The following is a 26,459-nucleotide window of genomic DNA, read 5'->3' on the forward strand; positions in this document are numbered from 1 at the left end:
TCGAAGCGGGTCACCGAGAACTCGGTCTCGACCATGCCCGGCAGCACCTCGGTGAACCGCACGGGCTCGCCCAAGTGCTCGCCGCGCAGGGTCTTGTGCAGCGCTGACTGCGCGTGTTTGGCCGCGGTGTAGCCGGAGCCGCCGTCGTAGATCTCGTACGCCGCGATCGAGGTGACCGTCACCACATGGCCGTTTCCGGACGCCGCGAGCTTGGGCAGCAGCGCCTTGGTCACCCGCAGGGTGCCCAGCACGTTCGCCTCCCACATCCACCGCCAGCGCTCCTCGTCGGCGTCGGCGACCCGGTCGAGGCCCTTCGCGCCACCGGCGTTGTTCACCAGAACGTGGCACGCTGGGATCTGGGCGGTGAACGCCTCGACCGAGGCGGGGTCGGTGACGTCGAGTTCGAGCGCGACGCCGCCGATCGGGGCCGCGACCTCGCGCAGGCGGTCGACCCGCCGGGCGCCCAACACGACGTCGAAACCCGCTGCCGCCAGGTGGCGGGCGGTCGCCGCGCCGATGCCCGCGCTCGCGCCGGTCACTACTGCAATGGGGTTGTTCACGGGTCCGATCCTCCCCGCGCCGGTAACCGAGCGGCCAGCGCGGGGTTATGAGCACTGTCACACCCTGTGTGGGAGCACCCCACCGTCGCTCGGGCGTCTTCATCTGATGGGGTGAGACTCGACTGTGTTCGATTTCGGAGGTGCGTGGTGAGGCGACCGGCTACGACGACCAGGACCACCGGCCTGATCGGGGCCCTGTTCCTGGTTCTCGCGCTGCTCGCCGCGTGCACATCGGAGCAACCCGGGGCGTCCGGCGGCGGCGGTGACACCCAGCGGCAGGAGGCCCCGCCCAAGGCGAAGCTGACCGCGACCCCGGCCGCGAACGCCGTCGACGTGCCGCCGACCGAGCCGGTGACGATCACCGTGGCCGAGGGCACGCTCGACACGGTCGAATTGGTCAACGCCGAGGGCAAGGGCATCAAGGGCGAGGTGTCCGCGGACAAGCTGACCTGGACGTCCGCGGAGGTCCTCGGCTACGGCAAGCAGTACACCTACACCGCATCGGCCACCGGCTCCGATGGCAAGAAGGCCGAGCTCAAGGGCGCGTTCACCACCCTCAAGCCCGCGAAGACCCCGCGCGCGACGATCAACCCGGCGGACAACGCCGAGGTCGGCGTCGCCATGCCGATCAGCGTGAAGTTCCCCGAGGGCAAGGTCGCCGACAAGGCGGCGGTGGAGAAGGCGCTGACCGTGCGGACGTCCACGCCGGTCGAGGGCTCGTGGGCCTGGCTCAACGACCAGCAGGTGGACTGGCGGCCGAAGGAGTACTGGCCCGCCGGGACGAAGGTGACCGTCACCGCGAAGCTCTACGGCCTGGCCTACGGCGGCGGCGCGTACGGCAAGGCCGACCTGAGCACGAAGTTCACCATCGGCCGCAACCAGGTCGTGAAGATCCACACGCCGGACCACCGGATGGACGTCTACCGCGACGGCAAGCTGTTCGCCAGCTACCCGGCCAGCAACGGCAAGGACGACGACCCGAACCTGAACACGCCCAACGGCACGATGATCGTCATGCAGAAGGACCCGATCGGCGACTTCTCCAACCCGCGCTACGGCTACACCAACGTCAAGAAGAAGTGGGCCGTGCGGTTCTCCAACCACGGCGAGTTCATCCACGAGAACGAGGAGAACCGGGCCAACATCGGCAAGGTCAACTCCTCGCACGGCTGCGTGAACCTGTTCGAGGCCGACGCGAAGGCCTACTTCGACAGCGCGCTGATCGGCGACCCCGTCGAGGTCAGCGGCTCGAAGGCGAACATGCCCACCACCTCGGACGTGTTCGACTGGCTGATCCCGTGGGGCCAGTGGCAGTCCATGTCGGCGCTGCGGTGATCGCAGGCGTCGTCGGCGCTGGCGGCGCGGCCCTGGCCGTGCGGGTCGCGGGCGACCCGGCGAGGCCGCCGATCGTGTTCGTGCACGGCTGGGCCCAGTCCGGCGCGGTCTGGGCAAACCAGTTCGCCGACCCCGACCTGCTTCGTGAGCACTACCTGCTCGCGGTAGACCTACGCGGCCACGGTAGTTCCGACATACCGGACGACGGTTACGACAACCCGGCGGTGTGGGCGGAAGACCTGGCCGCTGTCCTGCGGCTGGCAGGCTCGCCCGCGACGGTCGTCGGCTGGTCTTACGGCGGCCTGGTAATCACCGACTACGTGCGGGAACGCGGCTGCGCGGAACTCGCGGGCATCGTTCTGGTCGGCGCGCTTACCGAGATCGGTAAGAACCGCCCAGGCGGCGCTATCGGCTCGCTCATGCGTGACGCCATCCCGGGCGCGCTTTCCGAAGACCCGGCTCTGGCGCTGCCGACTGTCGCGACTCTCACAGCCGGGATGACGGCCGAGCCCGCGTCCGGCGGGGAGACTCAGCGGCGGATCGGCGCGACGCTGAGCGTGCCGCCGCGGGTCCGAAAAGCGCTGTTCAAGCGGGACACCGGCAGCGCGGACGTGCTGTCGGGCATCACCGTGCCCACGCTGGTCGCGCACGGGACCGAGGACCGGGTGGTCGACCCGGCCGCCGCGGCGTACGCGCTCGGGAAGATTCCCGGTGCGACGGCGCGTTGGTTCCCAGGGGTGGGGCATCTGCCTTTCGCCGAACGCGTCGACGAGTTCAACCGCACCCTCCGCGAAGCGGCGGTGGGCCGGAAGGGGTGAACGTGGTTACTCCCACGCAGCTACGCAGGCCACGTCGGGTAGCCGTCCTCTCGGTCCACACGTCCCCGCTGGAGCAACCCGGCACCGGCGACGCGGGCGGGATGAACGTCTACATCACCGAGACGACCACCCGGATGGCGCGGCGCGGCATCGCCGTGGAGGTCTTCACCAGGGCGACGTCGTCCGACCTGCCCCCGGTCGCCGAGCTGGCCCCCGGCGTGCTGGTCCGGCACGTCACCGCTGGCCCGTTCGAGGGCTTGGAGCGCGCTGAGCTGCCCGGTCAGCTCTGCGCGTTCACCGCCGGTGTGTTGCGCGCCGAGGCCAGGCACGACCCCGGCCACTACGACCTCGTCCACTCGCACTACTGGCTCTCCGGCCAGGTCGGCTGGCTGGCCAGGGAGCGCTGGGGGGTGCCGCTGGTGCACACCGCGCACACCCTGGCCAAGGTCAAGAACGCCGCGCTCGCCGATGGCGACACCCCCGAGCCGCGCGTCCGGGTCATCGGCGAGCAGCAGGTCGTCGACGAGGCCGACCAGCTCATCGCCAACACCGACGTCGAGGCCGCCGAGCTGGTCGACCTCTACGGCGCCGACCCCGCCAAGGTCCGCGCCATCGCCCCCGGCGTCGACCTCGACCGCTTCCGCCCCGGCGACCGGCCTGCCGCCCGCGCCCGGCTCGGATTGCCCGAGGACGCGGTGGTGCTGGCCTTCGTCGGCCGCATCCAGCCGCTCAAGGCCCCGGACGTGCTGCTGCGCGCGACCGCCGAGCTGCTGGCCCGCGGGACCGTGCCGCGCGACCGGCTGGTCGTGCTGGTCGCGGGCGGCCCGTCCGGCACCGGCCTCGACCAGCCCGCCGCTTTGCAGGACCTGGCGGTGGCGCTGGGCATCACCGACGTCGTGCGGTTCCTGCCGCCGCAGTCCGGCGACGCTCTCGCCACGGTCTACCGGGCCGCCGACGTGGTCGCCGTGCCCAGCCACAACGAGAGCTTCGGCCTGGTCGCCCTGGAGGCGCAGGCGTGCGGCACGCCGGTGGTGGCCGCCGCCGTCGGCGGGCTCCCGGTCGCCGTCGCCGACCGGGTCTCCGGGCTGCTGGTCGACGGCCACGCCATCCGCGACTGGGCCGACACGCTCGGCCGACTCGCCACCAGCGCCCGCCTGCGCGCCGAATTGGCCGCTGGCGCGGTGCGCCACGCGGGCGAGTTCTCCTGGGACCGCACGACCGACGCGCTCATCGCGGGCTACGTGGAGGCGGGCCACATGCTGCGCTACTCGCTGCTGCGTGCTGAAGTTGCCTCGTGAGTTCACTGGAATCACTCGATCAGGTCATCATGGCGACGCTCGACGAGCGGGAGCTGGCGTACGAGCATCCGCAGACCGGCCGCTTCCATGTCACGCTGCCCGGCACGAAGAAGCAGCAGACCAACTGCTGGCTGATCGTCGGCAACCACGCGCTGGTCATCGAGGCGTTCGTCTGCCGCAAGCCGGACGAGGCGCACGAGGATGTCTACCGCTTCCTGCTTCGCCGCAACGCGCGCCTCTACGGCGTGCACTACACGGTCGACAGGCTGGGCGACATCTACCTCGTCGGCCGCGTCGGGCACGGTTCGGTGACCCCCGACGAGCTGGACCGGCTGCTCGGGCAGGTCCTCGAAGCGGCGGACGGCGACTTCAACACCCTGCTGGAGATCGGCTTCGCCACCGCGATCCGCCGCGAGTGGGACTGGCGCACCTCCCGCGGCGAGCCGCTGGCAAACCTCAAGGCGTTCGAGCACCTGCTCCAGCCCGCCCAGCGCAGCGGGCGCTTGGACGAGTCCGACTCGTGACCCGCGCCCCGCAACGCGCCGCCCGTGCTTTCCCGTCTGAGGGGGAGACAAGGGCGAGCGTTGGAGGGGACTATGCGAGGTCGGTTAGCGGGGTTGGCGCTGGTGTTGGCCGCGGTGGGCGGCGGGGCGGCGTGCACCGCGGAGATGTCGTCCACCTCGGGGGCGGCGCCCGAGCGGGCGGCGGTGGCCCCGCAGGCCCCCGCGGCGGGCGCGGGCGCCGGTGATTCCGCCGGTCGCGAGAGTCGCGGCGAGCCCGCGCGGCAGGACCAGCAGGTCAGCCAGCCCGGCGTGGACCGCAAGCTGGTGCGCTCGGCCACCCTGGAGATCGCCGCGCCGCGGGTGGCCGAGGCCGCGGACACCGCCCGCGGCGAGGCCATCGCCGTCGGCGGTTACGCGGGCCAAGAGCAGATCGGCGAGCACAGCGCGACGCTGACCCTGCACGTGCCCTCGGACAAGCTCGACGCCGTGCTCCAGCGGCTGACCGACGGCTCGGTAGGCCAGGTGCGGTCCCGCAACCAGACCGCGGAAGACGTCACCGAGCAGCTCATCGACGTGGAGAGCCGGATCGAGACCCAGCGGGCCAGTCTCAACCGGGTCCGGGCGCTGCTGGACCGCGCGACCGACATCTCCGAGATCGTGCGGCTGGAAAGCGAGGTGACCCGCCGCGAGGCCGACCTCGACTCGCTGCTCAAGCGGCGCGAGGGGCTGGCGGGCAGCGTGGCGATGTCCACGGTGACACTGCGGATCGCGAAGGCGGGCAGCCCCGCCGCGCCGGTCACCGAGGACGAGGACGACTTCCTCGACGCGCTGGCCGCGGGCTGGGGCGCGTTCCTGGACGCGGGGAACCTGGTGCTGCGGGTCGTCGGCGCGGCGCTGCCCTTCGCGGTGGCCCTCGGCGTGCCCGCGTACGTCGTCTGGCGGATCAGGCGCCGCAGGCCCGCCGCGGCCCCGCCTGCGCCTGCGACGGCGCCGGAAGCGGGGTGAGAGTCGCGGGGCGGTTCGTGGCGAGGGGGGAGTCGCGAGTCGAACCGCCCCGCGGCTGCCCGCTTGGGTCCACCAGGCGGGGGGCACCTGGGACCCGGCGGGTGTGCGGCTCGGCAGGGGAGTCGAGCCGCGCGGGACGCCCCCCGGACCAGGGAGTGCGTGGGAGCTGATCCGGTGAGGCTTAGGCCAACTTGTCAGAAGCTGGACGGGCGCACAAGGCCACAGTGTGACCCATTCGTGGATGTCGCCGTCCGTAGGTAACTTTCCGGTGACGAGAATCGGTGATTCGACAACTATGTGTCATTACTCACCGGTTTCCTGCCTCGAACATCCCCCAAATGGGTTACATCCACTAGTGTAGTTGACCGATCTGCGGCTATCCGGCCGAACTTCGGCGGCTGAACGGCCCAAGTCGGCTGTCCGCGCCCCCGTCCGGTGGTTGTCAAGGGCCCGCCGACGCGGTTTTCGCGGCCCCGTTCCCCCGTCTGGCAGGCTTCCGCCATGGCCATCGGAACCTTGGTGCTGCTCCGCCACGGCGAGAGCGTCTGGAACGCACAGAACCTGTTCACCGGCTGGGTCGACGTCGCCCTCTCCGACAAGGGTGTGGCCGAGGCGATCCGCGGGGGCGTGCTGATGCGCGAAGCCGGTCTCCTCCCGGACATCGTGCACACCTCCCTGCAGCGGCGCGCGATCACCACAGCCAACCTCGCCCTGGACTCGGCGGACCGCCACTGGATCCCGGTCAAGCGCGACTGGCGCCTCAACGAGCGCCACTACGGCGCCCTCCAGGGCAAGAACAAGAAGGAGACCCTGGCCCAGTACGGCGAAGAGCAGTTCATGCTCTGGCGCCGCTCCTACGACACGCCGCCCCCGCCCATCGACAAGGGCAGCGAGTTCAGCCAGGACACCGACCCCCGCTACGCCCACCTAGGCGACGCCGCCCCGCTGACCGAGTGCCTGAAGGACGTGGTGGTCCGCCTGGTCCCCTACTGGGAGACCGAGATCGTCCCCGACCTCCAGGCTGGCAAGACGGTCCTGGTCGCCGCCCACGGCAACTCCCTCCGAGCCCTGGTCAAACACCTCGAGGGCATCTCCGACGAGGCCATCGCGGGCCTGAACATCCCCACCGGCATCCCCCTGCGCTACGACCTGGACGACTCCCTCAAGCCCCTCACCCTGGGCGGTCAGTACCTCGACCCAGCGGCAGCGGCGGCGGCCATCAGCGCGGTCGCCAACCAGGGCCGCTGACAACCACGCCACACCAAGCCGCACCCACGCCAAGCGACACCACGCCGCACACCCCCGGCGTGGTGTCGCTTGGTTTGTCGACTCACCAGCGCGCAACCAGCTCACGCCCCATCGAGCGCGCGTCTGACGTGATCTACCCGGCGGTAGGACACGGACGGGTGAACACGGGCTGGCCGCCGCGCGAACAAGGCGGCCTATTGGTGTCGGCACGGTCACCAATGCGGTTTCGAGGCTGGTCAAAACGACCATCGGCCTGTTTACGATCCCACCTGTGGCCGCCCCGGTCTGTTTCGCGCTGTCGCTCGGCACCCTGCTGATCGGCCTGTATGTCGGTTTCCTCTCCGGACGGTCCAGGAGCGGCGGAACCGGCCGCAGGCCGCCCGGCCCCACCGTCGCCGAGCTGGTCCAACGTCTCGTCCACTCCTCGCACACCGGAGTGGTCGTGCTCAACCGCTTCGGCGATGTGGTGATCCACAACCCGCGCGCCGAGACTCTCGGCCTGGTGCGCGACCACCGTGTCGACGACCGTGCCCGCAAGGCCGCCGAGGTCGTGCTGGAGACCGGCGAGCCGATCGAGATCGACCTTTCGCCGCTGGAGTCGCGCGGCGGGCGGTCCCCGGAGGCGGTGCTGGGCGAGGTCCGGCCGCTGGGTGAGGGTTTCACCGTGGTCGACGCCGACGACCAGTCCGACGCGGTTCGCCTCGAAGCCACCCGGCGCGACTTCGTGGCCAATGTCAGCCACGAGCTCAAGACGCCGGTGGGCGCGATGGCGCTGCTGGCCGAGGCCGTTCTCGACGCGGCGGACGACCCGGTCGAGGTGCGCCGGTTCACCACCAAGATCCTGCATGAGGGCAACCGGCTGGGGACCCTGGTCACCGAGCTGATCGCGCTGTCGCGCCTGCAGGGGGCCGAGCGGCTTCCGGAGATGAACACCGTCAACGTCGACGCCGTGGTGCGCGAGGCGATGGGCCGGGCCCGGCTGGTCATGGAGTCCACCGGCATCGAGGTGACCACAGACGAGGACAGCGACCTGTTCGTCGAGGGGGACCGGACGCTGCTGGTCACGGCCCTGTCGAACCTGCTGGAGAACGCCCTGGCGTACTCGTCGCCGGGCAGCCCGGTGTCGGTGAGCCGCAAGCTCGTGGACGGGTTCGTCGAGATCGCGGTGACCGACCGCGGCATCGGGATCGCCGAGGAGGAGCAGCAGCGGGTGTTCGAGCGGTTCTACCGCGTCGACAAGGCCCGCTCCCGCGCCACCGGCGGCACCGGCCTCGGCCTGGCCATCGTCAAGCACGTCGCGGCCAACCACGGCGGCCAGGTGAAGCTGTGGAGCAAGCCCGGCCTCGGCTCGACCTTCACGCTGCGCATCCCCGCGCACGTCGACGCGGTCGCCGACCCCCAGAACAGCGTGGAGCTCAGCAGGGTGGGCGGCCGCGTGAGTGCTCCGTCGAAAGCCGACGGCGCCGGTACCGATCACGGAGGAATGGCATGACGAGAGTGCTGATCGTCGAGGACGAGGAGTCCTTCGCCGACCCGCTTGCCTTCCTGCTGCGCAAGGAGGGCTTCACCGCCGCGGTGGCCGCGACCGGCCAGCAGGCGCTGGAGGAGTTCGACCGCAACGGCGCCGACATCGTGCTGCTCGACCTGATGCTGCCCGGCATGAGCGGCACCGACGTCTGCAAGGCCCTCCGCCAGCGCTCGGCCGTGCCGGTGATCATGGTGACCGCCCGCGACAGCGAGATCGACAAGGTCGTCGGCCTCGAACTCGGCGCGGACGACTACGTGACCAAGCCCTACTCCGCGCGTGAGCTGATCGCCCGGGTGCGCGCGGTGCTGCGCCGCGGCGGCGAGGCTGGCGGCGACGGGGAGCTGCTGCCGCAGGTCCTGGCGGCGGGCCCGGTCCGGATGGACGTGGAACGGCACGTGGTGACCGTGGACGGCGTCGACATCCCGCTGCCGCTCAAGGAGTTCGACCTGCTGGAGTACCTGCTGCGCAACGTCGGCCGGGTGCTCACCCGCGGCCAGCTGATCGACCGGGTGTGGGGCGCGGACTACGTGGGCGACACCAAGACCCTGGACGTGCACGTCAAGCGGCTGCGCTCGAAGATCGAGCCCGACCCGGCGTCGCCCCGGCACCTGGTCACCGTGCGTGGGCTGGGTTACAAGTTCGAGTCCTGATCGAGTGCCTGTACCGTTCTGGCCGTGCGCCTCGGTGTGCTAGACGTCGGCTCCAACACCGTCCACCTGCTTGTGGTGGACGCGCATCGTGGCGCGCACCCGACGCCCGCGTGCTCGGAGAAGACCGTTTTGCGGCTCGCCGAGCGGATCAGCCCGTCCGGGGAGCTGTCCAAGGCGGGCGCGGACGAGTTGGTGCGCACCGTGGCCGCGGCCAAGGCGTCCTCGACCCGGCTGGGCTGCGAAGACCTGATGGCCTTCGCGACCTCGGCGGTGCGGGAGGCGCGCAACTCGGCCGCGGTGCTGCGCCGGGTCGCGAAGGAGACCGGGGTCGACCTGCGGGTCTTATCCGGTGAGGACGAGGCCCGCTACACCTTCCTCGCGGCCCGCCGCTGGTACGGCTGGTCGGCGGGGAACCTGCTGGTCCTCGACATCGGCGGCGGCTCGCTGGAGATCGCCGCAGGCATCGATGAGGACCCCGATTTCGCCTGGTCGCTCCCGTTGGGCGCGGGCAGGCTGACCCGCACCCGGTTCACCAGCGACCCGCCGAGCCGCGACCAGATCGACAAGACCGTCGAGTGGCTGGCCGAGGAACTGGCCCCGGTGGCGAAGAAGATCGCGAAGTTCGGCGTGCCGGACCGGGTGGTCGCCACCTCCAAGACGTTCCGGAGCCTGGCCAGGCTGACCGGGGCCGCGCCGTCGTCGGCTGGCCCGAGGGTGCGCCGGGTCCTCACCGAGGACGGGCTGCGCCAGCTGATCGCGTTCATCTCCCGGATGTCCGCGGCCGACCTGGCCGAACTGGAGGGCGTCAGCCCCAGCCGGGCGCACCAGCTGGTGGCGGGGGCGTTGGTGGCGCAGGCCACTATGCGAGCGTTGTCACTGCCGGAGTTGGAGATCGGGCCGTGGGCGCTGCGCGAGGGCGTCATCCTTAGGCGGCTGGACCAGACGAACGGTGAGGACCACACTGTCTCCTCGGATTGACGTCAGCGACGGTGGCGCCCGCACCCGAACGCCCACGCCGGTGCCGCCCGCGGCGGGTGCGGCAACTGGACGGATCGGCCTGCACGGGGCACGGTGGAGTGGATGAGTCAAGAAGGCGGTTCGGAGCGCACCCAGCGCACCGTGGCGGAGTTGCTGGCCAAGTACGGCGGCAACGCGGGCGAGGCCGCGCCCCGGCGACGGCGCAGGCGGCCCGACGACGCCTCGGACACCGCGCCGCAGGCGATCATCGAGCGGGTTCTGTCCGACAGCGGCACGATGCTGCCGATCCGCGACGACCAGGAGCCGCACGAGCGCGCGTCGCACCGGCAGGTCCGCGGCCCGCAGCAGCCCAAGCCGCAGCAGCCGCTGCCGCCGCCCCCCTCGCCAGCGGAACTGACCCAGCAGCACCCCGCGCCGCCGCCGCTGTCGCAGCGGGAGGCGGACTCCGACCGCGCCCAGCAGCGGCCCGCGCCGCTGGTCGAGCGCCCGCAGCGCCCGGCGCAGCCGCTGTCCCCGGTCGAGCGCACCCAGCAGCACCCGGCGCAGCCCGCGCAGGGTGAGCGGCCCGGGTCGCACTCGCAGCCGCTGCCCGCGCCGTCGCGGCGGCGGGCGGCCGAGCCACCCGTTCGGGAGCCAGCGCGTCCGCAGCGCCCGCCGATCAGCGCCCGGCTCGACGCGCCGGACCCGCACACCGAGCAGCTGCCCCGGGTCCCCGAGGACGGCCCCGACCCGGCCGAGCCCCCAGCGGGCCTCGGCCCTGGCCCGGCAGGCCGCGCGCCCCTGCTTCCCCGGCGCGCGCCGGGCACGTCCCGGCGGCCCGCGCCGCCGCAGCCGTCGCAAGCGCTGCCCAAGCCCCCGGTGGGCCCGCAGCCATCGCAGGCGCTGCCCAAGCCGCCCGTCGGCCCGCAGCCGTCCCAGCAGCTCCAGAAGCCGCCGGTGGGCCCGCAGCCATCGCAGCAGCTCCAGAAGCCGCCCGTGGGCCCCCAGCCGTCGCAGCCGCTGAAGAAGCCGCCGCTGGGTCCGCAGCCGTCCCAGCAGCTCCCCCGGCCGCCGGTGGGCCCGCAGCCGTCGCAGGCGCTGCCCAAGCCGCAGCCGTCGCAGCAGCTGCCGAAGCCGGGCTTCGCGCCCCGGCGGCCCGCGGACTTCCCCGGCGACGCGTCCCAGACCGAGATCGACCCGCAGGGCGCGCCGCCGGAGTTCCTGGAGGAGCACGAGGGCTTCGACGAGAAGGCCGCGACCCGGTTCACCGACTACCAGGCCCACGACGAGTTCCCGGGCGGCGAGCGCGACCGGGACGCCGACGACGACAGCGCCGACCTGGACGGCCTGGACGGCCTGGACGATGACGACGAGCGCGACCTCGACGACGAGCGCGACCGTGATATCGACGACTTGGACGCCGAGACCTCGCCCGCCCGCGAGTGGCTGATCATGGCCGGGCAGCTTGCCCTCGGCGTGGTCGGCGGCGCGGTGGTCTGGCTGCTGTTCAACTGGCTGTGGCGGGTGCTGCCCGCTGCGGCGCTGGTCGGCGCGCTGGCCGTGATCGTCGGGCTGGTGCTGCTCGTCCGCAAGATCCGGCGCGCGGAAGACCTGCAGACCACGGTGCTCGCGGTGCTGGTCGGCCTGGTCGCGACGGTGTCCCCGGCCGTCCTGCTCTTGCTGGGACGTTGACCGCGATCCCGGTCGGCCTGTCCACCGCGTCGGTGTGGCCGCAGAGCGCGGCCACCGCCTTCGCGCTGGCTGCCGAACTCGGCTACGACGGCGTCGAGGTGATGGTCTGGGCCGACCCGCTGAGCCAGAACGTGGGCGGCCTGCGCCGCCGCGTCCAGGAGACCGGCACGCCGGTGCTGGCCGTGCACGCGCCGTGCCTGCTCATCACCCAGCGGGTGTGGTCGCCGGACCCGGAGACCCGGCTGCGCCGGTCGGTCGAGGTCGCCCAGGACCTCGGGGCGCCGACGGTCGTGGTGCACCCGCCGTTCCGCTGGCAGCGCCGCTACGCCGACCGCTTCGCCGACCTGGTCGCGGAGTTGGAGGACGGCAGCGGCGTGGCCGTCGCGGTGGAGAACATGTTCCCGGTGCGGCGCGGGCTGGGGGCCCGGTCGGTGGAGATGTCGGCGTTTCGGCCCTCGATCGACCCGACCGACGTCGGGCACCGGCACTACACCCTCGACCTGTCGCACACCGCGGCCGCGCACGTCGACGCGATGGCGCTGGCCCAGCGGATGGGCGACGGCCTCACCCACGTCCACCTCGCCGACGGCACCGGCCTGCCCAAGGACGAGCACCTGGTCCCCGGGCGCGGCGACCAGCCGTGCGCGCGGCTGTGCGAGTCGCTGGCCGCGCGCGGGTTCACCGGGCAGGTGGTGCTGGAGATCAACACGCGGCGGGCGAAGGGGCCGGGCGAGCGGGCCAAGGAGCTGGCCGAGGCGCTGCTGTTCGCCCGCTGGCACCTGAGCGAGCCGGGAAGGTAGGACGACCGGATGCCTGGCCGGTAACGGGTGCCCGGGCCGTAAAGTCTGCCGCGTGAACCCGTTGCGCTCGATGATCTTGGCCGCCGCCCGGAACGACACGATCCGTTCCCTGGTGGCGACCGCTCCGGTCAGCCGGGACGTGGTCAGCCGCTTCGTCGCGGGCGAGACCACCGCCGACGCCGTCGCCGCGACCCGGCGACTGGTCGACTCCGGACTCGCCGTCACCCTCGACTACCTCGGCGAGGACACCACTGACGCCATCCAGGCAGCCAACACTGTCGACGCCTACGTCGAACTCTTGGAACACCTGCACGCGGAAAACCTCGCTGACCGCGCCGAGGTAAGCGTGAAGCTTTCCGCCGTCGGTCAGCTGCTCGACGAGAAACTGGCGCTCGACAACGCCGCCCGCATCTGCCGGGCCGCCCAAGCGGCGGGCACCACGGTCACCCTCGACATGGAGGACCACACCACCACCGACTCGACCCTGCGCGTGCTCGGCGAGCTGCGGCGAACCTGGCCGTGGGTGGGCGCGGTGCTTCAGGCGTACCTGCGCCGCACAGTGGACGACGCCACCCGGCTCGCGACCGAGGGTTCCCGCGTGCGGCTGTGCAAGGGCGCCTACTCCGAGCCCGAGACGGTGGCCTACCCGGACACCGCCGAGGTCGACAAAAGCTATGTGCGCTGCGTCAACGCGCTGCTCGCGGGCGAGGGCTACCCCATGTTCGCCACCCACGACCCGCGCCTGATTCGGATCATCGGCGAGCGCGCCCGGGTCCACGGCCGCGAACCCGGCGGCTTCGAATACCAGATGCTCTTCGGGATTCGGCCGGAAGAACAACTCCGATTGGCGCGGTTGGGCAATACTGTGCGGGTCTATGTGCCGTATGGCGGAGAGTGGTACGGGTATCTGATGCGCAGAATGGCCGAGCGGCCCGCGAACACGATGTTCTTCCTCCGCGCCGTGATGACCCGGTCGTGAACGGTCGTTGATCCGTGGCGCAGCGTAAAAACGTCCGGCCTGGCGTGGCAGGCTATCGCCCATGAGTAGTGCTGCTGGGCACGGCGATGTTCGGGCGGGCGGCCCGGCGCCCGCGGGTGGGGCGTTCGCCGCGGCCGTCAGGGTGCGACCGCTGGGGGACGGCACTTTCGCCGCGGACCTCCCGGCCGCCTGGACCGTCGGGGGGCGTCCGCACGGGGGATTCCTGATGGCGTTGCTGGCCAAGGCCGGGGTGGCCACGCACAACGGGGCGGGGGCGCCCCTGATCGACCCGCTGTCGGTGAGCGCGCAGTTCCTGCGCCCGCCCGGCGTGGGGCCGGTGCTGCTGCGCACCGACGTGCGCAAGTCGGGGCGCCGCACCACAGTCGTGTCGGTGCACCTGGAGCAGAGCGGGCACAGCTGCGTGGAGGGCGTGGTCACCACCGGCAGGCTCCCCCGGGAACGGGCCGCCTGGGCGGATCTGCCCAACCAGCCCGCCGAACCGCCGGGCAACGCGATCGATCTGGCCGCGATGCCCTCGGCGGCGGTGTTCCGGCTCAGCGAGTCCTGCGACGTCCGGCTCGACCCCAACGGCGCGGGATTCCTGCACGGGCACGTCGGCGACCCGCTGCGGCTGCGGCTGTGGGCCCGCCCGCGCGGCGAGCAGGCGGACCCGCTGTTCGCCCTGGTGGCAGGCGATATCTCGATGCCGGTGACGTTCAACCTGGGCAGGCTCGGCTGGTCGCCCACGGTCCAGCTCACCGCGCACCTGCGCTCCCGGCCGGCGCCGGGCTGGCTGCGCATCCAGGTCGAGTCCAAGGCGGTCCACGGGATGTGGTTCGACGCGGACGCCACCGTGGTCGACTCCACCGGCAGGCTGGTCTGCCAGGCCCGGCAGCTGGCCCTGTCCGCGATCGGTTGAACATTCCGATGAGTATTTCGCAGTGGCTGCGTCCGGCGGGGAACGAGCCCCCGCCGGACCGCCGCCGCGCGCGCCGCCTGCTCGCCGTCATCGCCGCGGCGCTGGTCTTGGCGGCCGGGATCACCTGGGGCATCGTGCTGGCCGTCGACGAGCCGCGCGTGGTCACCTGCACGGCGGCCCCCGATGTGGCGCCCGCGGTGGAGACCCTGGTCCACCTCATCGCGGGCGCGGACTGCTAGGTCCTGTCTAGGTCCTGTCGAGACAGGGCCTAGAGCGGCCGGGACTGGGTCAGGCCCCACACCTCGCGGAACTCATCGATCTGCACCCAGGCCAGTCGCGGGTGCACGGCCAGGGACTGCTTCGCGGTGGCCAGCAGCTCGAAGGACGCGATCTTGGCGGCGGGGTCGTCCGGCCCGTTTTCCAGGCGTTCGTCGGTCTCGCGGGTGAACACCTCCAGGACCGTCGCGCAGTGGTAGAGGTAAGTCCCGGTTTGCCGGACCAGGCGGACGAACGCGGCCGAGTGGTCGGCCTGCCGGATCTGCCCCAGCTGCGTCAGCACGCCCAGGACACTGGCCGCGGTCGGGCGCAGGGTGCGGATGAGGCGCAGGAAGTCGGTGGGGTCGTCCTCGGGGTCGAGCTGGCCGAGGGCGATCTGGATGGCGTGCGCCTTGCGGTCCATGTCGTCGCCGACCAGGCGCGCGCAGACGGTGTCCAGCAGCGGCGGCTCGGCCGCGTCCACCGCGACCGAGACCATCGCCCTGGCCACCCGGCGCACGTCGCGCGGCAGGCCGCCCGCGAGGCAGTGCGCCAGCCGCACGAACGGCTCCGGCAGGCCCAGGACCCAGCTCCGCAGCAGCAGGCTCGTGTCGGCCAGGTCCAGGTTGTTCACCGGGACGATCTCCTGGAACGCGCTGTCGAACGCGTCGCGCACCGGCAGCCCGCGCCGCTCGAACGCGGCCAGGGCGTCGCTGGACACCGACACGATGAACTGGGTGCGCGGCGCGGCGAAGATGCCCTTGATCTCGTTGATGAACCGCTGCGCCGCCTCGGCCGACTCGATCTTGTCCAGCTCGTCGATGGCGATCACGACCGCCGGGTCGCCGGGGTACGCGCGGACGGTCGCGGCGAGGAACCGCTCGAACGCGTCGATGATCTCCGGGTAGGTCAGCGGGTGCTCGGCCAGCTGCGCGGTCTTGCTCCAGTTCCCCTCTGCGGCGCCCACGGTGAACTTGCCCGACCAGCCGCTGGTGTGGGTTTGCAGGTAGCGGATCTGCACCAGCTGCTCCCTGGCCCGCGCGGCCAGCGCGACCGGCTGGTCGCGGTTCGCCCGCCCGAAACCGGCGAGCCAGCGCACCGCCGCGACCATTCCCCGGCCGACGCTCGGTGCGAGCGTCCACAGCAGCATCCCGAGCGCGGTCAGCGCGCCGAGGACGAACACGGCTGAGGGAATCAGCCAGAGGTCGTTGGCGATGATCTTGTCCCACATCGGCTTGCCGAACACGCCGCCCGGCCCCACCAGCGGCAGCGCGGCGGCCACTGCCAGCGCGGCGGAAAGCACCGTCAGGATCGCGAACCGGCCGGCCCGGCCGCCCCTGCTCACCCGGACCTCGCCCAGCGCGGCGCGCTCGGCCTCCCGGGCGATGACCGCGTGGCACACCTTCGCGAACAGGTGCAGCACGAACTCCCGCGCCTCGTACTGCACGGGCGCGGACACGACGATCTTGAGCGGGCCGGTTTCCGGCCCGACGCGGCCCGCGAAGAAGTCGATCAGCGTGGTCTTGCCGACCCCGCGCGGGCCTGCCAGCCCGATCGACCCGCTGCGCGAGCGCCGGGCCGCGTCCTGGAACCGGCGCACCGACCCGGTGACCTGGGCCATCGACGCGGCCCGGTCGCCGCCGAGGCCGGGGGCCGACTCCGGGGTCAGCTCAAGGCTGGTCCGGCGGATCGGGGCCAGGTGCGCGTTGAGGACGCGGCGCATGACGGGCAGCACCCCGTCGTCCAGCACCGTTCGCAGCCACTCCGCCCGCGCGGACTCGACCTGCTCGGCGGCCCGCCGCTGGGGCAGCGTCGACGGCACGAGCTTCCCGCTCAGGTCCATGGCCGCGACGATCAGCAGGATCAGCCCGATCAGCCCGGAGACTGCGGCGACGAACCAGGCGAGCCACCGCCAGATCGTTTCCATGCCGTCGCCGAGTCCGGTCGCCAGCCAGACCGGGACAAGCAGGATCAGCCCCAAGACGATCATGCCGATGGATACGGTCCGATTCGACACGGCCCCGGGGCGGGGAGTCCCCGCGTCGGCCACGGCGGTGCGCGCCTGGACCAGCCGGTCCCGCTCGGCCGCCGCCCGGCCCAGGATCGCGGCGCGCTCGGCGTGCACCGCCTGCACCAGGACGCCGGAGTCCAGGCCCGCGCGCGCCAGGCCGGTGGTGATCTCCGGGAGCCGCAGCGCCCCCTCCACGACCTCGGCCAGCAGCTCGGCCTCCAGCTCCTCGGGCGTGCGCTTCGAGCTCGCGGACTCCGCGTAGGACTCAAGCGACTCCAGGTCGTCCAGCTCGGCCGAGTCCGGCTGGGCCCACCCCGACTCCGATTCCGGCCACTCCCCACTCGTCCACGGCGGCGCCTGCGTCGCCGTGGCATCCCAGGACACCGGTGGCCAGGCCTGCTGCTGGGCGTCGCCCGCGCCGCCGGGCTGGAGCGTGGGGACCGGCGCCTGCGAACTCGTCGCGCTGCCCAGGATCTCGTCCCGCCGTTGGCGGTAGTCGGCGGCGCTGATGGCGCCACGCGCTAACTCGGTGTCGAGTGCGCGCAGGTCGTCCTGCCAGCTCATCGGCCAACCTCACCCGTTCGGTTGCCTCGCAGGCCTGCGCACTGTGTCAATGGTTCGCTCGCTGGCTCGCTCACGGGCCAACCTCACCCGTTCGGTTGCCTCGCGGGCCTGCGCACTGTGTCAATGGTTCGCTCGCAAGCTCGCTCATCCGATGGAACGCTCCGATCCGGTCGGGGATGTGCCGCACCACGTTATTGGTCGCGACCCGCCAAGACCCAGTGGTTAGCCTGACGGACATGACTGAGGAGAAAGGGCGTCCCACGATCGCCGTGCTCGGCGCGGGCAAGATCGGCGAGGCGCTGCTGTCCGGGCTGCTGCACGGCGGCAGGCAGGCGGACGAGCTGCTGTTCACCGAGCGCTACCCGGAGCGGTCCGCGCAGCTGACCAGCGCCTACGGCATCCGCGCCACCGATGTGCCCACCGCGGCCAAGACCGCGGACGTGCTGGTCGTCGCGGTGAAGCCGCAGGACATCGAGCCGCTGCTGGACGAACTCGCGCCCGTCGTCGACGCCGAGACCCTGGTCGTGTCGCTGTGCGCGGGGCTGCCGACGTCGCTGTTCGAGCGGCGGCTGCCCGCGGGCGTGCCGGTCGTGCGGGCCATGCCGAACACGCCGATGCTGGTCGGCGAGGCCATGAGCGCGATCTCCCCGGGCACGCACGCCGAGGCCGAGCACCTGGCGGTCGTGGAGGAGATGCTGTCCACGGTCGGGAAGGTCGTGCGGGTTCCGGAGGCGCAGCAGGACGCGGTGACCGCGCTGTCCGGGTCCGGCCCGGCGTACTTCTTCTTCCTGGTCGAGGCCATGATCGACGCGGGTATCCTGCTCGGCCTGCCCAGGGCGGTCGCCGAGGCGCTGATCATCCAGTCCGCCGTCGGCGCGGCCACCATGCTCGCCCAGACCGGTGAGCACCCCGTCATCCTCCGCGAGGCCGTCACCTCGCCCGCGGGCACGACCATCAGCGCTATCCGTGAACTGGAGAAACACGGCGTGCGGGCCGCGCTGATCGCGGCCATCGAGGCCGCCAGGGACCGCTCCCGGGAACTGGGGGCGGCGCACGAGCCGGGCTGAGCGGATTTGGCGAATGTGACGTCGCATCAGTCACACCTGTCCCGCTACTCTCGATAGAGCACGTGCGTGTCGAATCCGTCGGTGGGGAAGCCGGCGGCGCGACGCGTGTTTAAGGACGCGGTGAGCCATGCCTGCGAACAAGCGCGACCCAGACCCGCCCGGACTCTCCCAGGTGCAATTCCTGACGGTGGCCGAGGTGGCGACCATGATGCGAGTCTCGAAGATGACCGTCTACCGGCTTGTGCACAGCGGTGAACTGCCCGCGGTGCGGGTAGGCAAGTCCTTCCGGGTGCCCGAGAAGGCTGTGCACGACTATCTGCAGAACGCCTACTTCGACGCGGGCTGAGCAGGCCGCCGGCAGGCGCGCGCGGACGAGCGGGTACTCTGGTCAGCCGTTGTGCCTGGTGTCTTGGCGCGCGTCGGTGACGTCGCCGCACCGGAGCGCCGGACACCGGAACGACTCACCGTCGAGAGCTAGGGATCCTTATGGGCTCGGTCATCAAGAAGCGCCGCAAGCGCATGTCGAAGAAGAAGCACCGCAAGCTGCTGCGCAAGACTCGCGTCCAGCGTCGCAAGCTCAAGAAGTAGCTTCTTCCCTCGCCCACGGCCCGCGCCCGCACCCGCATCGGGGGCGGGCGCTGGCCGTGGGTGAGCCGGATCGGGTGGTTTAGCCCAACAACCCGTGTGACCTGCGTTAAGAGTCCGTTGCCGCGTTTCGGTTGACCTCCGCGGCCGAGTACTGTCGGGTTTCCAACGCCAACTCCCCAGGGAAACCCGTGACACCCAAAGTCGTCTTGGTCACCGGTGTCGGCGGCTACCTCGGCGGCAACCTGGCCGCCCGGCTCGCGGCGAACCCGGACATCGACCGTGTGCTCGGCGTGGACACCACCGCGCCGCACCGCGACGTCGTCCGCAGGCTGGGCCGCGCGGAGTTCGTCCGCGCCGACATCCGCAACCCGCTGATCGCGAAGGTGATCACCGGCGCCGAGGTCGACACCGTCGTGCACGCCTCCCTGACGGCGAACCCGCCCGGCCCGTCGCGCCGCACGCCGATCAAGGAAATGAACGTCATCGGCACCATGCAGCTGCTGGCCGCCTGCCAGCGCGCGCCGTCGGTGCGCAAGCTGGTGGTCAAGTCGACGGCCGCGGTCTACGGGGCGAGCGCCCGCTCACCAGCGGTGTTCACCGAGGACGACGCCCCCAAGGACATCTCCTCCAGCGGCTACGCCAAGGACGCCGTCGAGGTCGAGGCGTACGTGCGCGGCTTCAGCCGCAGGCGCCCGGACGTCGACGTCACCCTGATCCGGCTCACGAACCTCATCGGCCCCCGCGTCGACACCGTCCTCACCCGCTACTTCGCGCTGCCGGTTGTGCCGACGGTGCTCGGCTACGACGCCCGCATCCAGCTGCTGCACTCCGAGGACGCGCTGGCCGTGCTGGAGCAGGCCGCGGTGCGCGGCGCGCCCGGGGTGTTCAACGCGGGCGGCGACGGCGTGCTGATGCTCTCGCAGGCCATCCGGCGCGCTGGCCGCATCCCGCTGCCGGTGCTGCGCTCGGCGATCCCCGCGGCGGGCCGCATCCTGCGCGGCGCCCGCCTGGTCGACTTCTCCCCGGACCACGTCCGGTACCTCAACTACGGCCGGGTCGTGGACACCACCCGACTGCGCACAGTTCTCGGCTTCACACCCCGCTGGACTACCCGGCAGGCGTTTGATGACTACGTGCACGGCAACGCCCTGCGTCCGGTGATCAGCCCGGAACTGCTCGAGGGCCTGGAACACCGGGTGCTGGGCATCCGGTGACGTCTCGCTAAGAAGGTGGCAGCAGGTATGCAGGAAGCCAGGGTCATCCCCCTCCAGCGGACGGAGCGCCGCAGGCAGCTCCCGCCCCTGTCCCGCGCGGACCGCCCGCCCGTCGAGCCGACCCCCCTGCGACCCACCCCAGCACCGGCCGAGCCGTCCACCTTGCGCCGAGCCGTCGCCGACGCCCTCGCCTTCGCCCGCCGCAGGTTCACCGGCGACTACACCGTCGACCAGTTCGGCTTCGACCAGGACCTCACCGAGACCCTGCTGCTCCCACCCCTGCGCGCGATCTACCGAAACTGGTTCCGCGTCGAAGTCAGCGGCGTGGAAAACCTCCCGGTGGACGGCGGAGCCCTGATCGTCAGCAACCACTCCGGCACCCTGCCGATCGACGCGATGATGACCGCCGTCGCCGTCCACGACAACCACCCCCGCAGGCGCTACCTGCGGATGCTGGGCGCCGACCTGGTGTTCCAGGTCCCGCTGCTCGGCGCGCTGGCCCGCAAATCCGGCCAGACCCTGGCCTGCAACCCGGACGCCGAGCGTCTGCTGCGCTCGGGGGAGCTGGTCGGGGTGTGGCCGGAGGGGTTCAAGGGCGTCGGGAAGCCGTTCGCCGACCGGTACAAGCTGCAACGGTTCGGGCGGGGCGGGTTCGTCTCCGCCGCGCTGCGGACCGGGGTTCCGATCATTCCGTGCTCGATCGTGGGGGCGGAGGAGATTTATCCGAAGATCGGGGATCTGAAGGCGGTGGCCCGATTGCTGGGGCTGCCCTATTTTCCGATCACGCCGACGTTTCCGCTGCTTGGGCCGCTTGGGGTCATTCCGCTTCCGTCCAAGTGGCACATCCGCTTCGGGGAGCCGATCGCCACGGACCGGTTCGGGCCAGCGGCCGAGGAAGATCCGATGCTGGTGTTCAACCTGACCGACCAGGTGCGGGAGACGATTCAGCAGACGCTGTACCGGATGCTGAACCAGCGGGGGAACCCGTTCCTGGGGTGAGCTGTGGGGGCTCGCTGTGGGGCTGGGTTGCGTTGTTGGCTCACTGGGCGGGCGTGGGTTCGGCCTGGCAGGGGGCGGGGTGTCCTTGCAGTTCCACTGCGCTAGTCAATTGATCAATCAATCAGTTGTTCAACAATCCAACTGTTTGGAGATCGGACTAGTCGACTGGTCCGTCAAGGGTGCCTGCGGCTGAAGCGTCAGACGGCGCGTTTGCGGTGGGCCAGGCCCGCGGCCACGGCGCCCGCTACGGCGCCTGCGCCCAGGACTGAGGGGACGCCGATCTTGGCGGCTTTTCTGCCGGTGCGGAAGTCGCGGATTTCCCAGCCGCGTTTGCGGGCTACCTCGCGGAGGCCGCTGTCGGGGTTGACCGCGACGGCTGTGCCGACGACGGAGAGCATGGGGACGTCGTTGGAGGAGTCCGAGTAGGCGGTGCAGCGGCGCAGGTCCAAGCCCTCCCGGGCCGCCAGGGAGCGGACCGCGTGGGCTTTGGCTGGGCCGTGGAGCATTTCGCCGACCAGTTTGCCGGTGAAGACGCCGTCTTCGCTTTCGGCGACGGTGCCCAGGGCGCCGGTGAGGCCGAGGCGGCGGGCGATGATGGTCGCGAGTTCCACCGGGGTCGCGGTGACCAGCCAGACGCGTTGGCCCGCGTCCAGGTGCATCTGGGCCAGGGCGCGGGTGCCGGGCCAGATCTTGTCGGCCATGAGTTCGTCGTAGATCTCTTCGCCGAGGGTGGTGAGTTCCGCGACGGTGTGGCCTGCCACAAAGGACAGTGCCTGCTCGCGGCTGCTGCGGATGCCGTCGGCGCTTTCCTTGCCGCCGACGCGGAACATGACCTGTTGCAGGGCGAACTTGACCAGGTCCGAGTTGGAGAAGAACTTGCGCGCGGCCAGGCCCCGGGCGAAGTGGAAGATCGAGGCGCCCATCATGATGGTGTTGTCGACGTCGAAGAACGCCGCCGCGGTGAGGTCCGCGGGCTCCGCGGTTCTCGAGGGCTCCGACTGTTCCATGGCGACGGCTGCCTCGGCGCTCGCCTCGCCCGCGAGCGCGGCCAGGCGTTCCAGTTCGGGGTTCTTCCTACCCCCACGCCGCAGGGACACCGCACGCCTCCCGTGGTTCGGGCACTCTGACCATGGCTGTAGGCACAGCGTAGCGATCCGACGCCCGGTTTCGCGCGGCCCTCAGCCGATGCCGATCCCGGGCCCGCCGGGCAGCAGCGGCGGGAGGGCCAGCGTGGGCAGCGGCAGCGGCAGCGGCGCGACAACCGGCGGTGTCGCCGGGACGGTGATCTCCGGCGACGTCAGAGCGGGTGCGCCGATCAGCGGCGGCAGCGACACCAGGGGCGGCAGCCCGTCCGTCCCCGGCAGGTCGGTGCGCGGGGCGCCGGTGCGGGCGGGCGGCCCGTTGGACGGCGGCGGCTCGCTCGGGCCGGGCGCGACGACTACTCCCGGTGTCCGCGCGTCCGCGGGAGCACCGCTGTCGGGTCCCGCCGCGGACGGCGGTGCGAGCACCCGCGGCGAGCCAGACTCGGCGTCGCACCGCTTGGTCGCGGGCAGCGGGCCGATCTCGTCGGCCGAGCCGGAGACGATCTGCTCGCAGGGGAAGCGGGCGAGCAGCCCGGTCGACCGGGCCTCGATCTTGGCCAGCAGCGCCAGCGACGACGCGTGCCTGCTCCGGGCAGCCGCGGGCAGCCTCGGGCCGACCGCGGCGAGCCGGTCGCTGTGCTGCCGCGCCCACAGCCGCAGCGTGTCGAGCGGGCTGCCGTCACGGGCGGTGGCGGCCGCGATGAGGCCGCGGGCGCCAGCGGTGGCGTCGTTGTCGAAGTCGCTCAACGCGGACAGGTAACCGCCCGCGGGCGCGTCGGCCGGGTTCGGGTAGCGCAGCGCCAGCGTCTCGATCTCGGTGATCCGGGCGGCGGCGAAGCCCAGGTGCTTGACCGCCTTGTCCTGTTCGCCGAAGGCCAAGCCGAGGGACGCGGCCTCACCGGTCCTCTTCATGCCGTAGAGGGTGTCGCCGGGCAGGGCGTCGCGGGCCAGCAGCAGGCTCATCCCGGCCAGCGAGAACACCAGGGCGAGCACCGCGATGGCGGCCACCGCGAGCCTGCCGCGGGCGCCGGAACCGGCTCTGGCCGCGGCCGAGTCCGGCCGGGGGCGGCTGACCCGCCTGGCGCGCGGCGCGCGGCCCGCGCGGGCGGGCCGGGGCGGGCGGGTCGGGGCGGGCGAGGTCGCGCGGACCGGCTTGGCGGAAAGCTCGGCGAGGATCTTCGCGCGCATCCGGTCGGTGGCCTCGGCCCCGGGCGCGGTCAGCGGACGCAGGCCCGCGAGCAGTTCCACGACAGCACGGTCGTCGTCAGCACGGTCGTCGTCGGTGAACTCCGGTTCAGGCTCGACCGGCTCGCGGGGGTCGCCCGCGCGCTCGCCGCTGGGGCTCGACGGCCCCGATCCGCTCTCCACTATCCCGCTCCGACTCTTGTGGGTCTCCCCTGGTGAAACGACTGGCCAGGCCCCGGGTTACGGCTTCGCCACCGCCGTGGCGGCGCCTGCCCGGGCAGCGATACAGCAATCATCGTCATAGGAATCATCGTCATAGGAATCAGCTTCATGGGAGTCAACGCCATAGGAGTCAACGCAGTTCACCCGGCAGAAGTTGCGCGAGCCTGCGCACGGCTCGGTGCTGCAGCGCCTTCACCGCGCCCTCGTTGCGGTTCATCACCGCGGCGGTCTCGGCGACCGACAGTCCTTGCAGGAACCGCAGGACCACGCATTCGCGCTGGTCGTCGCCCAGTTGCTCGATCGAGCGCAGCAGCGCGTCGCGGGTCGCCATCGCCATGACCCGCTGCTCCGGCCCGGCCTCGACGCGCTCGGAGTCGCGGATCTCCGCGGTGACGACCTCCAGCCGGAACCGGCTCGACTTCACGTGGTCGAGCACCAGGTTCCTGGCGATGGTCACGAACCAGGCGCCGACGTCGCGGCCCTGGTAGCTGACCGAGGTGATCCGGCGCAGGGCGCGCAGGAAAGTCTCGCTGGTGACGTCCTCGGCCAGTTCGCGGTCGCCGACGCGGAACAGGACGTACCGGAACACGATGTCCACATAGCGGTGGTAGAGCTGGCCGAAGGCCACTGTGTCACCAGCCTGGGCGGCGCTGACCAGCTCCCAGGAAGCCGCGTGCTCGGCGTCGGGCCGCGCCTGCTCTGGTTCGTCATCCGGCGGGGGCCCGCCGGGCCGCGCGCGGCCCGACCCGGCCCGGTCCGGTGCCGGTCGGGCTGGTGGCACGGCCGCGGCCGTGTCCGATCGCGTTTGGCGGGTCATCGAGCGGCCGCACACTCCCTCGGCGTCCCCACGGTCGCCACCGTTGGGGTTTCGTCAGCAGCTTACGTCTGGTTACTTTGTGGTAGGGGACAAGCCCGGGGGTCCAAGGATGGGTTCTACTGGGTACTTAACCTGTCGTTGGTGATCTATGCCACACTGCGGGTCCCCTGAGATCCCGAGTGAAAGGGCCTGGCGATGACCGAGGCGCCTATCGGAAACGTCGCGAACCTGGTGGCCGGAGCGTGCGAGAAGGTACCGGCCCATCCGGCTCTGGTCGATGCCTCCGCGGGCCGTTCACTCACTTGGCAGCAGCTTGACACCGTCGTTGATCGTTATGCGAATGTGCTGGTGAAGGCCGGTCTCACCGCGGGCGACCGGGTCGCGCTCGCCGTGCCGAACACCCTGGCGGCCTGCGTCGCGCTGTTCGCGGTGCTCCGCGCGGGCGGGGTGGTCGTGCCGGTCGGGGTCGACGCGGCGCCGCGCGAGGTCGAGCGGCTGCTGGAGCACAGCGGGGCGAGCCTGGCCCTGGGCGTGCCGGGGACGGCCGCGCTCACCCCACCCGACCTGGACCCGTCCACTGTGGTCCCCGGCGAGCGGTTCACCGCCATCGGCGGCGGCGAGGACCTGGCGTTCCTCTGCTACACCTCCGGCACAGCGGGCGTCCCCCGCGGCGTGATGCTCTCCCACCGCGCGCTGCTGGCCAATGTGGACCAGTGCGCCGCCCTGCGCCCCGCCCCGGTCACCGCCACTGACCGCGTGCTGTTGGTCGTGCCGCTCTCCCACGCGTACGGACTATCCGGCCTCTGGCAAGTGGCCGCGGCGGGCGCTACAGGTGTCCTCTTGGACAAGTTCGGTGTGGACAGCACTCTCGACGCCTGCCAGACCAACCGGGTGACCGCCGTCGTCGGCGTCCCCGCCATGTACCAGGCGTTCGTCGCCGCGGGCGCAGACCGCCTCGGCGAGGCCCTGTCCACCGTCCGTCTCGCCACCTCCGGCGCGGCCCCGCTGGACCCGCGCACCCTCGCGCTGTTCCGACAGGAGACAGGGCTACCGGTGTACGAGGGCTACGGCCTCACCGAGACCGGCCCGGTCCTCACCTCAACCCTGGTAGGCGGCGCCGCGAAGGCGGGTTCGGTCGGGAAACCCATCCCCGGCGTCGAAATCCGCCTGGTCGACAGCGACGGCAGGCCACTGGATTCCGAAACCGACCCCGACGAGACGATCGCCCACGATTTCATCGCCGACGGTTCCGAAACCGGCCTCATAGCCGCCCGAGGAGCCAACCTGTTCAGCGGTTACTGGCCGGACGGCGCCCACGGCCCCGACCCCGACGGCTGGTTCCGCACCGGAGACGTCGGCTATTTCGACGAGGAGGGCGACCTCAGGCTGGTGGACCGAGCCAACGACCTGATCATCGTCAACGGCTTCAACGTCTACCCCCACGAAGTGGAACGCGCGGTGATGGAACTGGACGAGGTGGCCGAGGCGGCGGCCGTGGGCATCCCCGACGACCGAACCGGTGAACGAGTCAAGGTAGTAGTAGTCCTACGTACAGGAGCCACCCTGACCGAAGACCAACTCCGCGACCACTGCGCGCAACGGCTGGCCAGGTTCAAGGTCCCCACCACCATCGAGTTCACCGCCGCCCTCCCCCACTCGGTAACCGGCAAACTCCGCCGCTCCACCCTGCGCGGTAGCGTCGCCCCATGACCCACGTGACCGTCGTGACCCGCCAGGGCTGCCACGCCTGCGAGGTGGCGGAGGCGGACATCGCCCGCATCTGCGCCGACTTCACCACCGTCACCTGGGACACCGAAGACGTGGACACCGACCCAGAACTCCGCGCCGAATACGGCGACCGGGTCCCGGTAATCCTCATCAACGGCGAAGAACACGGTTACTGGAAGGTCGAAGAACCCCGCCTCCGCGCCGCCCTGACCTGACTTGACCTGACTAACCACCCAGCGCCGCTGATCGTCTGGGCCGTTGATGATCGCGAGTTATCCACAGGCGCGGCGCACCCTCTTCCCCATGCTGACCTGCGGCGATAGACTGGAGCGGGGTCAGCCCCCAGGGTGGGTGGGGCTTTCTTGTGGGGCTGTGGGGCGGCGGGGCGGCGAAATGAAGCTCTTTCGCGAGCATGACGCACCTGCCCTTCTGCCA

General features: G+C 71.6%; 26 protein-coding genes. 21 read left to right on the forward strand and 5 right to left on the reverse strand.

The window, feature by feature from the left end:
• A partial coding sequence (locus BLS56_RS21125; RefSeq protein WP_091454265.1) for an SDR family oxidoreductase occupies positions 1-560 on the reverse strand: 560 nt, incomplete at its 3' end.
• A gap of 183 nt (positions 561-743) precedes the next feature.
• On the opposite strand from BLS56_RS21125, the gene BLS56_RS21130 reads away from it, so the two are divergent.
• From BLS56_RS21130 to BLS56_RS21195, 14 genes are all read left to right on the forward strand, one after another.
• The gene (locus BLS56_RS21130; RefSeq protein WP_194957330.1) at positions 744-1,895 is read left to right on the forward strand and encodes a L,D-transpeptidase; all 1,152 of its coding nucleotides are present in this window, start codon (positions 744-746) and stop codon (positions 1,893-1,895) included.
• Positions 1,892-2,713: an alpha/beta fold hydrolase gene (locus BLS56_RS21135; RefSeq protein ID WP_091453746.1), complete on the forward strand. Its 822-nt coding sequence runs from the start codon at positions 1,892-1,894 to the stop codon at positions 2,711-2,713. The genes BLS56_RS21130 and BLS56_RS21135 overlap by 4 nt, the downstream gene beginning before the upstream one ends.
• A 2-nt stretch (positions 2,714-2,715) precedes the next feature.
• Positions 2,716-4,011, forward strand: coding sequence for a D-inositol-3-phosphate glycosyltransferase (mshA, locus tag BLS56_RS21140; protein ID WP_228771813.1), 1,296 nt, complete (start codon positions 2,716-2,718; stop codon positions 4,009-4,011).
• A gap of 29 nt (positions 4,012-4,040) precedes the next feature.
• On the forward strand, positions 4,041-4,535 hold the full coding sequence (locus BLS56_RS21145; RefSeq protein ID WP_091454269.1) for a type III secretion system chaperone family protein: 495 nt from the start codon (positions 4,041-4,043) through the stop codon (positions 4,533-4,535).
• Positions 4,536-4,607: 72 nt separating this feature from the next.
• Complete coding sequence (locus tag BLS56_RS21150) at positions 4,608-5,519, forward strand: DUF4349 domain-containing protein (RefSeq protein ID WP_091453754.1); 912 nt, start codon at positions 4,608-4,610, stop codon at positions 5,517-5,519.
• 501 nt (positions 5,520-6,020) lie between these two features.
• A complete protein-coding gene (locus BLS56_RS21155; RefSeq protein ID WP_091453756.1) occupies positions 6,021-6,767 on the forward strand; it encodes a phosphoglyceromutase in 747 nt (248 codons plus the stop codon).
• A gap of 271 nt (positions 6,768-7,038) precedes the next feature.
• The gene (locus tag BLS56_RS21160; protein ID WP_175482966.1) at positions 7,039-8,259 is read left to right on the forward strand and encodes a sensor histidine kinase; all 1,221 of its coding nucleotides are present in this window, start codon (positions 7,039-7,041) and stop codon (positions 8,257-8,259) included.
• A complete protein-coding gene (locus BLS56_RS21165) occupies positions 8,256-8,945 on the forward strand; it encodes a response regulator transcription factor (RefSeq protein ID WP_091453758.1) in 690 nt (229 codons plus the stop codon). Before BLS56_RS21160 ends, BLS56_RS21165 begins: the two co-directional genes overlap by 4 nt.
• 24 nt (positions 8,946-8,969) lie before the next feature.
• The gene (locus tag BLS56_RS21170) at positions 8,970-9,923 is read left to right on the forward strand and encodes a Ppx/GppA phosphatase family protein (RefSeq protein WP_091453760.1); all 954 of its coding nucleotides are present in this window, start codon (positions 8,970-8,972) and stop codon (positions 9,921-9,923) included.
• 102 nt (positions 9,924-10,025) lie between these two features.
• Positions 10,026-11,594 carry a hypothetical protein gene (locus BLS56_RS21175; RefSeq protein WP_091453763.1) on the forward strand — a complete coding sequence of 523 codons (1,569 nt, stop codon included), beginning with the start codon at positions 10,026-10,028 and terminating at the stop codon, positions 11,592-11,594.
• Positions 11,591-12,394, forward strand: coding sequence for a sugar phosphate isomerase/epimerase family protein (locus BLS56_RS21180; RefSeq protein ID WP_091453766.1), 804 nt, complete (start codon positions 11,591-11,593; stop codon positions 12,392-12,394). The genes BLS56_RS21175 and BLS56_RS21180 overlap by 4 nt, the downstream gene beginning before the upstream one ends.
• Positions 12,395-12,446: 52 nt before the next feature.
• Positions 12,447-13,373 carry a proline dehydrogenase family protein gene (locus BLS56_RS21185; RefSeq protein ID WP_175482967.1) on the forward strand — a complete coding sequence of 309 codons (927 nt, stop codon included), beginning with the start codon at positions 12,447-12,449 and terminating at the stop codon, positions 13,371-13,373.
• Between the two features lie 61 nt (positions 13,374-13,434).
• Positions 13,435-14,292 carry a thioesterase family protein gene (locus BLS56_RS21190; RefSeq protein ID WP_228771814.1) on the forward strand — a complete coding sequence of 286 codons (858 nt, stop codon included), beginning with the start codon at positions 13,435-13,437 and terminating at the stop codon, positions 14,290-14,292.
• An 8-nt stretch (positions 14,293-14,300) separates the two neighbouring features.
• On the forward strand, positions 14,301-14,531 hold the full coding sequence (locus BLS56_RS21195) for a hypothetical protein (RefSeq protein ID WP_091453771.1): 231 nt from the start codon (positions 14,301-14,303) through the stop codon (positions 14,529-14,531).
• A gap of 29 nt (positions 14,532-14,560) precedes the next feature.
• Here the strand turns inward: BLS56_RS21195 and BLS56_RS21200 are convergent, their stop codons facing one another.
• Positions 14,561-17,122 carry a P-loop NTPase fold protein gene (locus BLS56_RS21200; RefSeq protein WP_091453774.1) on the reverse strand — a complete coding sequence of 854 codons (2,562 nt, stop codon included), beginning with the start codon at positions 17,120-17,122 and terminating at the stop codon, positions 14,561-14,563.
• 236 nt (positions 17,123-17,358) lie between these two features.
• On the opposite strand from BLS56_RS21200, the gene proC reads away from it, so the two are divergent.
• The 5 genes from proC (at position 17,359) to BLS56_RS21225 (ending at position 20,990) form a co-directional block, all read left to right on the forward strand.
• Positions 17,359-18,189 (forward strand): pyrroline-5-carboxylate reductase, encoded by an 831-nt coding sequence (gene proC, locus BLS56_RS21205; protein WP_091453776.1) that lies wholly within the window; start codon positions 17,359-17,361, stop codon positions 18,187-18,189.
• Between the two features lie 127 nt (positions 18,190-18,316).
• The gene (locus tag BLS56_RS21210; protein WP_091453780.1) at positions 18,317-18,535 is read left to right on the forward strand and encodes a helix-turn-helix domain-containing protein; all 219 of its coding nucleotides are present in this window, start codon (positions 18,317-18,319) and stop codon (positions 18,533-18,535) included.
• Between the two features lie 140 nt (positions 18,536-18,675).
• Positions 18,676-18,777: a 30S ribosomal protein bS22 gene (locus BLS56_RS21215; protein WP_018684825.1), complete on the forward strand. Its 102-nt coding sequence runs from the start codon at positions 18,676-18,678 to the stop codon at positions 18,775-18,777.
• 188 nt (positions 18,778-18,965) lie between these two features.
• The gene (locus BLS56_RS21220) at positions 18,966-19,991 is read left to right on the forward strand and encodes an NAD-dependent epimerase/dehydratase family protein (protein WP_091453783.1); all 1,026 of its coding nucleotides are present in this window, start codon (positions 18,966-18,968) and stop codon (positions 19,989-19,991) included.
• Positions 19,992-20,018: 27 nt separating this feature from the next.
• Entirely contained in the window at positions 20,019-20,990 is a 972-nt protein-coding gene (locus BLS56_RS21225; protein ID WP_091453785.1) for a lysophospholipid acyltransferase family protein, read from the forward strand.
• Positions 20,991-21,187: 197 nt separating this feature from the next.
• On the opposite strand, the gene BLS56_RS21230 is transcribed toward BLS56_RS21225, so the two are convergent.
• The 3 genes from BLS56_RS21230 to BLS56_RS21240 all read right to left on the reverse strand — a co-directional run bounded on the left by BLS56_RS21230 (position 21,188) and on the right by BLS56_RS21240 (position 24,296).
• On the reverse strand, positions 21,188-21,997 hold the full coding sequence (locus BLS56_RS21230) for an HAD family hydrolase (RefSeq protein ID WP_324187532.1): 810 nt from the start codon (positions 21,995-21,997) through the stop codon (positions 21,188-21,190).
• A gap of 171 nt (positions 21,998-22,168) precedes the next feature.
• On the reverse strand, positions 22,169-23,440 hold the full coding sequence (locus tag BLS56_RS21235; protein WP_091453789.1) for a DUF5667 domain-containing protein: 1,272 nt from the start codon (positions 23,438-23,440) through the stop codon (positions 22,169-22,171).
• 169 nt (positions 23,441-23,609) lie between these two features.
• Entirely contained in the window at positions 23,610-24,296 is a 687-nt protein-coding gene (locus tag BLS56_RS21240) for a sigma-70 family RNA polymerase sigma factor (RefSeq protein WP_091453791.1), read from the reverse strand.
• Between the two features lie 195 nt (positions 24,297-24,491).
• On the opposite strand from BLS56_RS21240, the gene BLS56_RS21245 reads away from it, so the two are divergent.
• Positions 24,492-26,006: an AMP-binding protein gene (locus tag BLS56_RS21245; RefSeq protein WP_091453794.1), complete on the forward strand. Its 1,515-nt coding sequence runs from the start codon at positions 24,492-24,494 to the stop codon at positions 26,004-26,006.
• Complete coding sequence (locus BLS56_RS21250) at positions 26,003-26,239, forward strand: glutaredoxin family protein (RefSeq protein ID WP_091453796.1); 237 nt, start codon at positions 26,003-26,005, stop codon at positions 26,237-26,239. Before BLS56_RS21245 ends, BLS56_RS21250 begins: the two co-directional genes overlap by 4 nt.
• Positions 26,240-26,459 lie beyond the last annotated feature (220 nt).

Source organism: Actinokineospora iranica (assembly GCF_900101685.1).
In the GTDB taxonomy this organism is placed as follows: Bacteria; Actinomycetota; Actinomycetes; order Mycobacteriales; family Pseudonocardiaceae; genus Actinokineospora; species Actinokineospora iranica.

Excerpts from the sequence above, each read along its gene's own strand:
- BLS56_RS21145 (WP_091454269.1), top strand. The coding sequence starts at position 4,041 with ATGGCGACGCTCGACGAGCGGGAGCTGGCGTACGAGCATCCGCAGACC.
- BLS56_RS21150 (WP_091453754.1), top strand. The coding sequence starts at position 4,608 with ATGCGAGGTCGGTTAGCGGGGTTGGCGCTGGTGTTGGCCGCGGTGGGC.
- BLS56_RS21155 (WP_091453756.1), top strand. The coding sequence starts at position 6,021 with ATGGCCATCGGAACCTTGGTGCTGCTCCGCCACGGCGAGAGCGTCTGG.
- BLS56_RS21165 (WP_091453758.1), top strand. The coding sequence starts at position 8,256 with ATGACGAGAGTGCTGATCGTCGAGGACGAGGAGTCCTTCGCCGACCCG.
- BLS56_RS21175 (WP_091453763.1), top strand. The coding sequence starts at position 10,026 with ATGAGTCAAGAAGGCGGTTCGGAGCGCACCCAGCGCACCGTGGCGGAG.
- BLS56_RS21190 (WP_228771814.1), top strand. The coding sequence starts at position 13,435 with ATGAGTAGTGCTGCTGGGCACGGCGATGTTCGGGCGGGCGGCCCGGCG.
- BLS56_RS21195 (WP_091453771.1), top strand. The coding sequence starts at position 14,301 with ATGAGTATTTCGCAGTGGCTGCGTCCGGCGGGGAACGAGCCCCCGCCG.
- BLS56_RS21200 (WP_091453774.1), bottom strand. The coding sequence starts at position 17,122 with ATGAGCTGGCAGGACGACCTGCGCGCACTCGACACCGAGTTAGCGCGT.
- proC (WP_091453776.1), top strand. The coding sequence starts at position 17,359 with ATGACTGAGGAGAAAGGGCGTCCCACGATCGCCGTGCTCGGCGCGGGC.
- BLS56_RS21210 (WP_091453780.1), top strand. The coding sequence starts at position 18,317 with ATGCCTGCGAACAAGCGCGACCCAGACCCGCCCGGACTCTCCCAGGTG.
- BLS56_RS21215 (WP_018684825.1), top strand. The coding sequence starts at position 18,676 with ATGGGCTCGGTCATCAAGAAGCGCCGCAAGCGCATGTCGAAGAAGAAG.
- BLS56_RS21225 (WP_091453785.1), top strand. The coding sequence starts at position 20,019 with ATGCAGGAAGCCAGGGTCATCCCCCTCCAGCGGACGGAGCGCCGCAGG.
- BLS56_RS21230 (WP_324187532.1), bottom strand. The coding sequence starts at position 21,997 with ATGGAACAGTCGGAGCCCTCGAGAACCGCGGAGCCCGCGGACCTCACC.
- BLS56_RS21240 (WP_091453791.1), bottom strand. The coding sequence starts at position 24,296 with ATGACCCGCCAAACGCGATCGGACACGGCCGCGGCCGTGCCACCAGCC.
- BLS56_RS21245 (WP_091453794.1), top strand. The coding sequence starts at position 24,492 with ATGACCGAGGCGCCTATCGGAAACGTCGCGAACCTGGTGGCCGGAGCG.
- BLS56_RS21250 (WP_091453796.1), top strand. The coding sequence starts at position 26,003 with ATGACCCACGTGACCGTCGTGACCCGCCAGGGCTGCCACGCCTGCGAG.